At 61.5% G+C, this 12,361-nt stretch carries 9 protein-coding genes and 1 tRNA gene; 4 read left to right on the forward strand and 6 right to left on the reverse strand.

Going from position 1 to position 12,361, the window contains the following annotated elements; genetic code table 11:
- Window positions 1-40 precede the first annotated feature (40 nt).
- The 3 genes from CQ007_RS13975 to CQ007_RS18860 all read left to right on the forward strand — a co-directional run bounded on the left by CQ007_RS13975 (window position 41) and on the right by CQ007_RS18860 (window position 3,915).
- Complete coding sequence (locus CQ007_RS13975) at window positions 41-2,953, forward strand: DUF748 domain-containing protein (protein WP_256582292.1); 2,913 nt, start codon at window positions 41-43, stop codon at window positions 2,951-2,953.
- A 101-nt stretch (window positions 2,954-3,054) separates the two neighbouring features.
- A tRNA-Met gene (locus tag CQ007_RS13980) sits at window positions 3,055-3,131 on the forward strand.
- Window positions 3,132-3,231: 100 nt separating this feature from the next.
- Window positions 3,232-3,915 (forward strand): hypothetical protein, encoded by a 684-nt coding sequence (locus CQ007_RS18860; RefSeq protein ID WP_146114592.1) that lies wholly within the window; start codon window positions 3,232-3,234, stop codon window positions 3,913-3,915.
- A 15-nt stretch (window positions 3,916-3,930) separates the two neighbouring features.
- Here the strand turns inward: CQ007_RS18860 and CQ007_RS13985 are convergent, their stop codons facing one another.
- Both CQ007_RS13985 and CQ007_RS13990 read right to left on the reverse strand, forming a co-directional pair.
- Complete coding sequence (locus CQ007_RS13985) at window positions 3,931-5,667, reverse strand: thiamine pyrophosphate-binding protein (protein WP_105646446.1); 1,737 nt, start codon at window positions 5,665-5,667, stop codon at window positions 3,931-3,933.
- 23 nt (window positions 5,668-5,690) lie between these two features.
- Window positions 5,691-7,307, reverse strand: a complete 1,617-nt coding sequence (locus CQ007_RS13990) for an FAD-binding dehydrogenase (protein ID WP_105646447.1) — start codon at window positions 7,305-7,307, stop codon at window positions 5,691-5,693.
- Window positions 7,308-7,440: 133 nt separating this feature from the next.
- Between CQ007_RS13990 and CQ007_RS13995 the strand changes: the two genes are divergently transcribed.
- Window positions 7,441-8,454 carry an AraC family transcriptional regulator gene (locus tag CQ007_RS13995; protein WP_105646448.1) on the forward strand — a complete coding sequence of 338 codons (1,014 nt, stop codon included), beginning with the start codon at window positions 7,441-7,443 and terminating at the stop codon, window positions 8,452-8,454.
- Here CQ007_RS13995 and CQ007_RS14000 read toward each other — a convergent pair.
- From CQ007_RS14000 to CQ007_RS14015, 4 genes are read right to left on the reverse strand one after another with little or no spacing between them, the layout of a single operon-like run.
- Window positions 8,444-9,340, reverse strand: a complete 897-nt coding sequence (locus CQ007_RS14000; protein ID WP_105646449.1) for a DMT family transporter — start codon at window positions 9,338-9,340, stop codon at window positions 8,444-8,446. The two genes, CQ007_RS13995 and CQ007_RS14000, sit on opposite strands and share 11 nt — an antisense overlap.
- 31 nt (window positions 9,341-9,371) lie before the next feature.
- Window positions 9,372-9,824 (reverse strand): ribosomal protein S18-alanine N-acetyltransferase, encoded by a 453-nt coding sequence (gene rimI, locus CQ007_RS14005; protein ID WP_105646450.1) that lies wholly within the window; start codon window positions 9,822-9,824, stop codon window positions 9,372-9,374.
- On the reverse strand, window positions 9,821-10,600 hold the full coding sequence (locus tag CQ007_RS14010) for a hypothetical protein (RefSeq protein ID WP_105646451.1): 780 nt from the start codon (window positions 10,598-10,600) through the stop codon (window positions 9,821-9,823). The genes rimI and CQ007_RS14010 overlap by 4 nt, the downstream gene beginning before the upstream one ends.
- Entirely contained in the window at window positions 10,600-12,144 is a 1,545-nt protein-coding gene (locus tag CQ007_RS14015) for a 2-isopropylmalate synthase (RefSeq protein WP_105646452.1), read from the reverse strand. The genes CQ007_RS14010 and CQ007_RS14015 overlap by 1 nt, the downstream gene beginning before the upstream one ends.
- Between the last annotated feature and the right edge of the window lie 217 nt (window positions 12,145-12,361).

The raw sequence follows: 12,361 nt of genomic DNA on the forward strand, positions 1-12,361 counted from the left end.
CTCCGGCCTATCAGAAGCGAGCCGGACGATTTCCATGCGCATGAAACCGAGAACCCTATTGATCAGCCTGGTGACAGCGGTATCGCTGTATGCCCTGCTGGGCTTTCTGCTGTTGCCGGCCATTGCCCTGCATCTGGTCAACAAGCAACTTGAGCAGCGGGCTACTGTTCCCGCTCAGTTGGACAGCATCAAGCTCAACCCTTTCACCCTGGAGCTGACGCTCGGCGGCCTGCATATCGGCGAACCGGACCGACCCGAGGTGGCCTTCACCCGGCTGTATGCCAACCTCCAGATAGACAGCCTGTGGACCCGGGCGGTGCACCTGCGCGACGTGGAGCTGGAGCAGGCCAGCACCCGTGTCCATTTTGCCGAAGACGGCACGCTCAACCTCGCCGAGTTGTTCATCCTGCCGGAATCGGAGGAGCAACCCGAGGACAGCAGCAGCGATCCCTTCCCGCTGCGTATCGACCGCCTGGCACTCATCGACAACAGTCTGGAATTCCGGGACCTGCGCCCCGCCGAGCCGGTCGAGTTCGGTTATGACGCAGTGGATATCGAACTCAACAACCTCAGTACCCTGCCGGATGACAATACGCTGATGCAGATCAGCGCCAGCGGTCCCTACGGCGCCCGTATCGACTGGGCAGGCAAACTCAGCATCAGCCCCCTGGCTTCCAGCGGAACGCTGCGCGTCAGCGAGGCACAATTGAGCACTTTCTGGCCCTATGTACAGGAACAAGTGCCGCTGACGCTGAATCAAGGCTCGCTGGATCTCAGCAGCGATTACCAGCTCAGCCTGGCCAACAGTACCGAGCTGCAGCTGTCCAATGTCCATGTCCGCCTCAGCGATCTCGATCTGGCAGCGGCAGACGAGCCGCTGCTACGCCTGGCCAGCATGGAAATCAGCGATACGTCCCTGGACCTGGCCACACGCCAGCTCCATCTGGGCTCCATCCGCAGCCAGGGGCTGGAAGCCTGGGCCGTCCGGCAGAAGGATGGCCAGATCGACTGGCTGCAGCTGCTGGAACCGAGTGTCTCGGCGACCGAGCAGATCGCTGCCGCTCCCGCCGGGGAAGCAACACCCCAGCTCGAACTAGAGACAACAACACTGGCAAGCGACAGCACCGGCACCGAACCGGAAGAAGCCCCATGGCACATCCTGCTGACCGATGCGCAACTGCGCGACTATCAGCTGCACCTGACCGATCAGCAGCCGTCCCAGCCGGTAAGTCTGGATATCGGCCCGTTGAACCTGGACCTGAGTGACTTCGACAGCCAGGCCGAGACGCCCTTTCAACTGCGCCTGGACACCCTGCTGAATGCCGATGGTCAGCTGGAGATTGCCGGCAAAGTCGGCATCAACCCGGTCAGCGCCGATCTGCAGGTCGAAACCCGGGATATCGATCTGACCCTGGCCCAGCCCTATATCGAGCCGCTGGTGCGCCTGGAACTGAGATCCGGCCTGCTCACCAGCCAGACCCAAGTCCAGCTCAGCCAGCTGGAGCCCCTGCAACTGGAGGTAACCGGCCAGGCCGGGGTGCAGCAGCTACATGTGGTGGACGGGCCCGCCAAGCGCGACCTGCTGAAATGGCAGAGCCTGCAGCTGGATGAAATCAGCTACCAGGGTGACAGCCTGAGCATCGACAAGGTCAACCTGCAGCAGCCCTATGTGCGTTTCATCATCAACCGCGACATGAGCACCAACTTCAGCGATCTGCTGGTATCCCAGCCCGCAGGCGAAGCCAGTGACAGCGACAGCAGCGAGCCCATGGCCATCCGTATCGGCGGCGTCAGCATCACCAACGGCTCGGCCAACTTCGCTGACTTCAGTCTGCGCCCCAACTTCGCCACCGGCATCGAACAGCTGAACGGCCATGTCGGCACCCTGGACAACCAGAGCCCGCGGGCCGCCGCGGTCGACCTGAGTGGCAAGGTCGATCGCTATGCTCCCGTCACCATCAAAGGCAGCCTGACGCCCTTCGACCCGCTCAACAGTCTGGATATCGCCACCAGCTTCCAGAACGTCGAGCTGACCACGCTGACCCCTTACTCCGGCAAATTCGCCGGCTACCGCATTCGCAAGGGCCGGCTGAACCTGGACCTGCATTATCAGATCGACCAGGGCCAGTTGAAAGCCGACAACCGCCTGGTATTGGAAGACCTGCAGCTCGGCGAGCGGGTCGACAGCCCAGACGCGGTGGATCTGCCGGTGCGTCTGGCGGTCGCCCTGCTGAAGGACACCAAGGGCAATATCGATATCGAGCTACCGGTCTCCGGTGACCTGAACAACCCCGAGTTCAGCGTCATGCCGATTGTCTGGCAGACCCTGCGCAACCTGGTGCTGCGCGCTACCCAGGCCCCCTTCAAGTTCATCGCCGGGTTGGCCGGTGCCGGCGAAGCCGATCTCAGCCAGCTCAGCTTCGCCGCGGGCAGCGCCGAACTGGACGCCAAAGCCAGGCAATCGCTGAACACCCTGGCCAGCGCCCTGCAGGAACGTCCGCAGCTGACTCTGGAAGTGGAAGGCATGAGTGCCACTACCGCAGACGGACCGGTTCTGGCAGCCCAACGTCTGGAGCATGAGATGCGCCAGCTGGCCGCCAGCAAAATGCGCCGTCCACCGGAAGATCTGACCCAGATTGAACTGAGCGACAGACAGCAGACCCGGCTAATCCGTGAACTGCATGAGCTACGCGAATTGCCGGTCCCCGAGGAGTGGAAGGAGCTGCCCCGGGAAGAACGCAGCCAGGCCATGCGCCAGGCGCTGATCGACAGCTGGAGCGACAGCCCGCTACCGCTGCGCCGGCTTGCGCAACAACGCGCCTCCAGCATCAAGGACTGGCTGGTGGATGAGGGCGGGCTGGAGGACGAACGCATCCACCTGCTGGACGCCAGCGAGACCTCGGCCGAAGACAATGGCAGCGTAGCCATCCCGCTGCAACTGGGTAGCCGTTAGCCGCCGGCGCCAACCCAGGCTAAGCGATTGAAAATTTTACCAATTGAGCGGAACACCTCTTGACAATGTTCCCGCAGCTGGGAATAATGCGCGCCTCGGATGGCTACATAGCTCAGTTGGTTAGAGCACAGCATTCATAATGCTGGGGTCCCTGGTTCAAGTCCAGGTGTAGCCACCAACATTTTCAAAGGCTTAGCTTCGGCTAGGCCTTTTTTGTTTGCGTTTTTTGCTGACCATTACCCGCGCAAACATGTCAGACAAGACAGGGAGTGTTGAGCGTGAAAGCGGACTGGGATGACGCCCCGCGCCATATCAGAAAGGGAAAACGCAAGTTACCTACAGGCATCTCTGCAATCCTTGCTGTCGTGTTGGTCGCCGGTATCTTCTATATGGCTGACAGAAATGGTTGGGGTAACTACCTTAAGCATCAACTGACCCCGCCCAACGCCCGCTATCAACCACCATTACCTACTGTTTCATCCCCCGCCGCCCCGCACCAGCCAGCACCAGAAGACACCTTCTGGAACAATGTCGAACGGAACAAGCAGGTAGAAGCAGACAGGACAGCCTCCCGACAGACTGTTTTCAATGACGCTAACTACAGCCCCCGTACCGATATCAATACGATTCAGAGCCCACATCGGCAGGGCACGCATGCCTCAGGTCGAGTAGCAACAAGCCGGCAACAGGTCTTGAATGGTGCGCGACAAGTGACTCTGAGGTGGGAAGATGCTCGCCGTAACCGGTATGACTGGAGAGGCGAGTATCGCTGGCGAGATAGCCAGATCGTCTACGATGACCTGTGCGCCAGCCCGTCACCGCACCGAAAGGGCTCCATCGAGTACCGGGCATGTCGCAAGGCGGCAAAAGTCTATTTGCGGGACCAGTGCCGGGCCGGATGGGCTAAAAACCAGGCAATGCGCAGAATGTACTGCCATGCTGAAAGCGCATTCAGGCACTGACCCGGCTCTACTTCCCTACCCCGTCACCCGCCGCCACAGCGCTCGTCCGACCACACGTACCTTGTCCCGCGGGGTGAAGCGCTGGAGGGTGGCCTTGACCACGCCTTCGGTAAAACGCGTGCGCTTGCTGTAGTCGATGCGCACATCCACCAGCACCGGTTGCCCCATGGCGGCCAGGCGCAGGGCCTCGGCGATGCCGGCGGCGCAGTCCTGATCATTGTCGATGCTGACGAAGGCAGCGCCGGTGGCCTCGGCCAGCGCGGCAATCTTCAGCGGTTTGAGCACCGTACAGGTCTTGCGGTTATAGGGTACCTCCTGGGCCTGGGCGATCTGGGACAGTTCGCCATCGCTGAAAACGAACAGCGGTACGCCGATATTCAGGCTGCTGGCGGTAAGGGTTTCCAGGCCGGTCATGCGCAAGGCGCCGTCGCCCACCACGCCGACCACCTGACGCTGCGGATTGGCCAGTTTGGCGCCGATGGTCGCCGGTACGCAGTAGCCCATGGCATTGAAGTCGCTGGGAGAAATGAAGCCGCGACCGATATGGATCGGCATCAGTTCGGCCAGCAGGAAGGTATGGTTGCCATCATCGGCTACCACTATGGCGTCGTCCGCCAGTTGCTGCCGCAGCGCCTGACAGAAATGCGCCGGGTTGACCCGCCCCTTGCTGTCGTGTTGCAGCCAGCTGCGCAGATAGCCGGCCTTGTCACGGGCAATCTGCTCGATCAGGGCGTTGCCGCGCGGCTGCGGCTGCAATGCCCGCACCTCGGCCAGCAGCGCCGGGATGATCTGCGTGGCATCGCCGCTCAGCGTCAGACTGGCCGGGTAGTTGGCATGGAACACCGCGGGATTGATGTCGATATGGATCAGTTGCTCCGGCACCGGCATGCTGAAACTGCCGGTGGGTATTTCCGAAAACCGGGTGCCCACCGCCAACAGGCAGTCGCAGTTGGCGAAGGCGTTTTCCGCCGCTGGTACGGCATAGGCGCCGAAGCCCATACCCACATGCAACGGGTGATTACCCGGAAAGGCGCTCAACCCCTGCAGGGTAGTGCAGACCGGGGCGCCAAGCAGTTCGGCCAGCTCTACCAGTTCCGCCTGTGCATCGACCGCGCCCCAGCCAGCGAATAACCCCGGCTGCCTGGCGGCCACCAGCATCTGTGCCGCCTGTTGCAGTGCCTGGCTGTCCAGCACGGCCTCGCTGGCGCCTGCCTGGCTCTGGAAGGCCGGCATCCCATCCACCTCTCCGAGGAAGTTACCGATATTGTAGGGCAGCTCGATGAATACCGGGCCCGGCTCGCCCCCGGTGGCGATGCGGTAGGCTTCATAGAAGGTGGGAATCACCTCGGCATGGCTGAGGATGCGAAAGCTGGCCTTGGTGATGGGCTTGAGCAGGCTGTGCTGATCAATGTCATGCAACTGGTAGCGCCGACCGTTTTCACTGTGGATACCACCGGAAATGATCAGCATGGGAATACCATCCAGCCCCGCCTCGCCGATACCACTGGCCGCATGGGTCACGCCGGCTGCAGGCACGATGGCCAGGGTGCCTATGCTGTTGCCGGTGCGGCTCACCGCGTCAGCCATGAAGGCCGCACCACATTCGTGGGCAACCAACACCGGCTGGATCTGTTCGGAGGCATTCAGCTCATCGTACAGCTCGGTATTGTGGACACCGGGAATACCGAAAGTGTGGGTCACTCCCAGTTGCTCAAGGGCGAAGCGGGCCAGTGCGGCGCCAGTTTTCTTCATGGTTTCATTCTCCGATGTTGTTTTTATTCCAGGGGCCGGCAGGCAATGGCTCGTGCCGCCCGCCGCCCGTTGAAGATGCAATTGGACAGGAAGGTGCCTTCCAGCGAGCGTATGCCGCTGATGCCGCCGCCGCCAAAACCGGCCGCCTCACCTGCAGCATACAGCCCCGGCATTGCCTGGCCCTGCATATCGAGTACCCGGGCGTGCAGATCGGTAAGCATCCCGCCCATGCTCTTGCGACTGATCAGCCGGGTGCGAATGGCCATCAGCGGCCCCGCAGCCGGATCGAGGATCTTCTGGAAGCGGCAGGTGCGCATGCGGTCGCTGCGCCACTGGCGTAGCTGCTGCAGACGGCGTAATTGCTCATCATTGTGCAGCGCAGGTCCCCGGGCGATGGCGGCATCATAGCGTTCGATATCCGCGCGCATGGCCTGGGGAACCAGGCGGCCGTCGTTGGCCAGCGCAGCCATGTGCCGGGCCAGATCGTCGATGCTGTCGGCGACCAGCACATCGGGACACTGCTCGATCAGCTCATGCACCAGCTGGCGATTGCCATGTAATGCCTGCCACAGCAGACGCAGCAGTTTGCGATCACGGAACAAGGGGTTGGCGTCGGTGCCCGATACCGCCAGCTCCTTGATTGCGATACGCCAATTGAGCAGTTGCCAGCCGTACTGGCCAGGCAGGTGGCCGATGCGCTTGCACAGGTCGTGAGTGTCGAAGCCGGTCACCAGTGGCGGCGGGCCAATACGTCGCCCGCTGGGTTCCAGCCACAGGGCCGAACGAGCGGGAATCAGGCTGATACCATGCTGCGGATACTGCGGCCGGGGGTGGGCGATACCGGCAGCGTAGTTCCACATCTGGCCAAGTTTGACTACCTGGCCGCCGACCTGCCGCACCTGCTCGTGCAGGGCACCATCGGCACGCGGATCGGTACCATTGAGCAGGTTAGCGGGACAGGGACCATAGATCGGATCCCAGTGCCGCCGTACCAGTTCGAGATTGCCGTTGATACCGCCACTGCACAGCACCACATGCTCGGCCTCCACCTCGAATTCACCCTGCGGGCTGCTACCCTGGCAGCCGACCACCGCCCCATTGCGTTGCACCAGACTCCTGACTCGATGGTCGAACAGTGTCTGCAACCGTTCCTGGCGCGCATGGCCGAACAGCTGCGTTGCCACTGTCTGCACTATGCCCCGACCACAGCCCCAGGCCACATGGTAGCGCGGGACCGAATTGCCATCCCCGTGATTGCCGCGCTCTGCCCACTGCACTGCGGGGAAGAAGCGGATACCGCGCGCGTGCAGCCAGTCGTAGATATCGGCGCGGTTGCGTGCGGCGTAGGCCTCGGCCCAGCGCTGTGCCCACAGATCATCCGGTTGAAACAGTGCCGCCCGGCACCAGTCCTCCAGCAGCAATTGCGGCGAGTCGGGGATGCCATTGCGTCTCTGCTCAGGCGTGCCACAGAACAACATGCCACCAAAGGCATCATTGGCCTGCCCACCACACTGGCTGCGCGGTGCGGCATCCAGCAGCAATACACTACGTCCCAGATCCAGCAGCTCCAGCGCGGTGCAGATGCCGGCCAGACCGGCACCAATCACCAGCGTTTCACAAGCATGGCGCGCCTTGGTCATGAACTACCCTCCCTTGGTATTGCCTTGATGATAGGCAGCCGGAGGAAAATCAGCCTGACATTTCACGAATACAAAGTTGACATTTCATGCAAGCATGCACAGGCTGCAGGCATGTGCCCCAGCCGGTATTGGTATGTCCCAGCAGATAGCCCGAAGTGCCGTGTTCATCGGTTTCGACAGCCTGTGCCGCGAACAGGGTCTCAATCCCCATGATGTGCTGCTGCGTTGCGGTCTGGATCCGCTGCTGCTGCGCCGCCCTGACCTGCACCTGCCCTATGCCCGCTTTGCCCAGGCATTGAACTTTGCTGCCGAGAATGGCCGTTGCCCGGACTTCGGCCTGCGCCTGAGCGAATACCATGACTACCTGGTGCTTGGCCCCTTCGGTCTGCTGCTGTCCCAGGCGGAAAGTTTTACCGAGGTACTCAAACTGACCCAGCAGTATGTCCACCTGCATGCCCAGGGTATTGTCCTGAGTGCACGACAGGCCGAGCAATACCTGGAAGTGGAATATCGTCTGCATTTGCAGGAGTCGGCGGATCTGCGCCAGTTGCTGGAGCTGGGCCTGGGGGTGGTGCACCGCTCCATGCGCAGCCTGTTCGGCGATCAGTGGCAGCCACTGAGGGTATCCATGCGGCACACCTGCATGGGGCAGGCGGCGGACTACGAGCGCTTCTTCGGTTGCCCGGTGCTGTTCGAGCAGCCCAGCGACAGCATCCAGGCCAGCGCCCAGACCCTTGGCCTGCGTCCACTGGAGCAACGCCCTCAGCTCAAGAGCCACCTGCTGGAGGAGTACGCCCACCGTCATCAGGTGCCAGCGGACCTGGCCAGCCAGGTGCGCTTGATTCTGCAGTCGATCCTGCCCACCGGCGAAGCACGCCTGGAGGTAGTCGCGCGTTTGCTCGAACGCCACCCGCGCAGCCTGCAACAAGCGCTGCAGAGCCAGTCGTTGAGCTTCCGCGAACTACTCGATGAAGTACGCTACAGTGAGGCCAGACAACAGCTGCAGCTTTCCAATCAGTCGATAACCGATCTGGCTCTGCACCTGGGCTACGCCGACGAAACCGCTTTCTCGCGGGCCTTCAGGCGCTGGAGCGGCCAGGCGCCCCGCCAATGGCGAGAGCAATCCAGACAACCCTCTATCGACTGACCTGTGGCCACCGTGTCGCCAACAGCAACCCGAGAAAGGTCAGCGCTCCACCGACCAGGTGATACCAATGCAGCTGCTCACGCAATAACAGCACTCCCAGCAGCGCGGTAAACACCGGCGTGAGATAACTGAACAGCGAAGCGGTAGCCGGCCCCAGAACCTTGACCCCATTGTTCCAGGCGACATAAGCCACCAGCGAAGCAAACACCGCGGTATATCCCACCGCACCCGCCGCCTGCCAGGTCAGCGGCATCGACCCGACATGCACCAGCTCCCACAGGAAGAACGGTACTAGCAGCGGCACACCGCACAGCAGCATGGCGGCCATCAACACCAGCCCCGGTATCGGCATTACCCAGCGCTGCAGCAACACCGAATACAATCCCCAGGACAGCACCGCCGCCAGCATGATCAGGTCGCCGTCATTGAATTCCAGCATCAGCAAACGCTCTGGCTGGCCGCCGGCGAGAATCAACAGCAACCCGCAGAATCCCAGAAAAGCACCACAGAGCGTGGCCCGGGCCGGCCATTGGCGCAGCAACAACAGCGACCAGAAAAACGCCGCTACCGGCAGCCCAGTGCCGACCAGCGTCAGGTTGATGGCAGTGGTGCTTTGCGCAGCCTGATACAGCAAGGTGTTGTACGACGAGATGCTGAGTGCCGACAGTATGACCAGACGCTTCCAGTGTGTGAGCAGGATCTGGCGATACTGCCACACACCCTTTGCAGTGAATGGCAGCAACAGCAGCAAGGCACAGCTCCAACGCCAGAAGGACAGGCTGATCGGCGGCAACATCCCGGCCGAGGCCCGGGCGATCAATGCGTTCCCGGCCCAGGCCAGAGCGGTGGTCAGCAGGCCGATGACAGCCCATTGGCGCGTGGACATAGACAACCCATTGGTGGTGAGTGAGCGATGCTCAGTCGATTAGTGAATAGGCCATGACCAGAGCATCTTCACGACCGCCGACGGCGGGATAGTAGCCGCGACGACGACCGATTTCATTGAATCCAAAGCGTTCATACAGTCGAATGGCTGGATCATTGGACTCCCTGACCTCGAGAAAGGCCGTCTCAGCCCCCCGGTTCTTGCCTTGCTCCATCAGGTGCGCAAGCAGCTTGCCACCCAGTCCATTGCACTGGCTCTCCGGCTTGACCGTCAGGTTGAGCAGATGGGACTCATCCCCCGCCGCCGACAACACGCCGTGACCAATCTGCTGATCACCGAGGAACATCAGCCAGCATTCATAGCCGGATTTCACACAATCGAGAAATATCCCCCGGGTCCAGGGGTGACTGAAAGCGGCAAACTCGATAGTCAGCACCGCCTCCACATCCGCCTCGGTCATGGGACGGAATACCGGTTCAATCATTGCTCAACCTGCCAGCGGGACATGATGCGCTTGAGTTGCTGCCACAGCTGCGCCTTGCTCTCGGAGTCCTTCATCAGGGCCTCCAGGTCGGGCGCAAACCAGGCCGGCGGCAGATTATCCAACGCCTCCTCCCGGCCATAAGGCAGGTCCTGCCCCTCGAGTTCTGGCCCCAGCAACAGCCGAGGGTAAGTACCAAAACAACCGATGGATACCACGGGCTCACTTTCCAGCCTTCCCTGCATGAATGCCTGCAATGCCAGGCTGGCTGCCGGTGCACTGCGATCGAACTGCGGATTCCGGTTCAGCGGCCAATGGAAATCAGCATACAGGTGCGGCACCTGCGGCAGTCTGACGGCGCGCAGGATATCCTTGAGCAGACGCAGCGCGGGCGAGGCACTTTCCAGTCCCGGCTCCGCGGCCTCGATCAACAGCGCACAGGGGCCAGCCATCCACAACTGCAGGTAGAAGGACTCCAGCGGCAGCGGCTTGACCTCGGCCTCGACCGTCGGCGGCGCAATCACCCGGGCCGGTGCCAGCTCGGGCTTGGAGGGGCGAACGATGATCTTCGCCCGGGCGGATGCCGCTACCTGCGATGTGGCCACTGGCGGAGTGACCAGAGGTGCAGCCACCTCGACGTTCACCGTCTGCTGTGGCTCATCCATTATTTCCGGCAGTTCCGGTGGAACACGGAAGGCCGCGTTGGCCAGGGCATGACGCGGCACCCATCCGGTCACGCCCATGGCCGTCAGATAATCCAGGCGCGTCGACTCCAGCATCAGATACCTTCGACCTGCGGGTGCGCCTTGTGCGCGCCCGAGTGCATCAGATTCAACGCATTGATGTAGGCCTTGGCGGAGGCAATCACGATATCGGTATCGGCACCATTGCCATTGACGATGCGCCCACCCTTCTCCAGGCGGACGGTTACCTCACCCTGGGAGTCGGTACCTTCGGTGATCGCGTTAACCGAATACAGCTGCAATGTGGCACCCGAGTTGGCGACCTGCTCCACAGCGCGGAAGGCGGCATCCACCGGACCGGAGCCCGATGCCGAAGCCTGTTGCTCGACACCGTCCACTTCCACGGTAACCTTCGCCACAGGGGTTTCACCGGTACGCGAGGTGACATCCAGAAACACCAGCCGCATGCGTTCCACTACATCGGTCACAGTATCGGATACCAATGCCTGCAGGTCCTCATCGAAGATCTCATGCTTCTTGTCCGCCAGCTCCTTGAAGCGGGCGAAGGCGGCATTCAGCTCATCCTGATCAGTCAGTTCGATCCCCAGCTCCTGCAGACGGGTACGGAACGCATTGCGTCCGGACAGCTTGCCCAGCGACAGCCTGTTGGCATGCCAGCCCACCGACTGGGCACTCATGATCTCGTAGGTTTCCCGGTGCTTGAGCACGCCATCCTGGTGGATACCCGACTCATGGGCGAAGGCATTGGCACCGACGATGGCCTTGTTCGGCTGTACCGGGAACCCGGTGATACTTGAGACCAGCCGGGAAGTGCTGAGGATATGCTCAGTCACTATACCGGTCTGCACGCCAAGAATGTCCTGACGGGTCTTGATCGCCATGACGATCTCTTCTAGCGAGGCATTACCAGCACGCTCACCCAGGCCGTTGATGGTGCACTCGACCTGGCGTGCCCCCGCCGTCACCGCTGCGAGCGAGTTGGCTACCGCCAGGCCGAGGTCATTATGGCAATGCACCGAGAAGATCGCCTTGTCGGCATTGGGTACCCGCTCGATGATCTGGCGAATGGTCTCGGCGAACTGGTGCGGGATCGCATAACCCACGGTATCGGGAATATTGATGGTACGGGCGCCGGCATCGATGGCCCGCTCGATGATTCGGCACAGGAAGTCGATTTCCGAGCGGCCACCGTCCTCACAGGAGAACTCCACATCAGCGCACAGGTTACGCGCGCGCTTGATCGCATGTACCGCCTGCTCGATCACCTGATCGGGCTGCAGTCGCAGCTTGTGCTGCATATGGATCGGGCTGGTCGCAATGAAGGTATGAATGCGTCCGGAGTTGGCATTGACCAACGCCTCGGCCGCCCGATCGATATCCGCATCGACCGCCCGCGCAAGACTGCAGACAGTGCTGTCCTTGATGGTATCGGCAATGCTTTTCACCGCCTCGAAATCACCAGGACTGGCGATGGCGAAACCGGCTTCGATGACATCGACCCGCAGCTTTTCCAGCGCCTTGGCAATACGCAGCTTCTCTTCCCGGGTCATCGAGGCACCGGGGCTCTGCTCGCCGTCACGCAAGGTGGTATCGAAAATGATGACGCGATCCTGACTCATCTGCCTGTCTCCTCGGTGACACATGCCGTAATGTGAAAATTATACCGCATCGGCGCGACACGGAGCAGGCAACCGGCAAAACCCCGCCCCGGAAAAGACAAAACCCCGATCAGTTTCCTGATCGGGGTTCTGCGTTTTGTGCTTGACGATGACCTACTCTCACATGGGGAAGCCCCACACTACCATCGGCGATGCATCGTTTCACTGCTGAGTTCGG

Origin of the sequence: Pseudomonas sp. MYb185 (assembly GCF_002979975.1) — a bacterium.
Classification (GTDB): Bacteria; Pseudomonadota; Gammaproteobacteria; order Pseudomonadales; family Pseudomonadaceae; genus Halopseudomonas.

Bases quoted from the DNA above. Each gene is read 5' to 3' on its own strand.
- CQ007_RS13985 (WP_105646446.1), bottom strand. From the start codon at position 5,667: ATGAAGAAAACTGGCGCCGCACTGGCCCGCTTCGCCCTTGAGCAACTG.
- rimI (WP_105646450.1), bottom strand. From the start codon at position 9,824: ATGATTGAACCGGTATTCCGTCCCATGACCGAGGCGGATGTGGAGGCG.
- CQ007_RS14010 (WP_105646451.1), bottom strand. From the start codon at position 10,600: ATGCTGGAGTCGACGCGCCTGGATTATCTGACGGCCATGGGCGTGACC.
- CQ007_RS13975 (WP_256582292.1), top strand. From the start codon at position 41: ATGAAACCGAGAACCCTATTGATCAGCCTGGTGACAGCGGTATCGCTG.
- CQ007_RS13995 (WP_105646448.1), top strand. From the start codon at position 7,441: ATGTCCCAGCAGATAGCCCGAAGTGCCGTGTTCATCGGTTTCGACAGC.
- CQ007_RS14000 (WP_105646449.1), bottom strand. From the start codon at position 9,340: ATGTCCACGCGCCAATGGGCTGTCATCGGCCTGCTGACCACCGCTCTG.
- CQ007_RS13990 (WP_105646447.1), bottom strand. From the start codon at position 7,307: ATGACCAAGGCGCGCCATGCTTGTGAAACGCTGGTGATTGGTGCCGGT.
- CQ007_RS14015 (WP_105646452.1), bottom strand. From the start codon at position 12,144: ATGAGTCAGGATCGCGTCATCATTTTCGATACCACCTTGCGTGACGGC.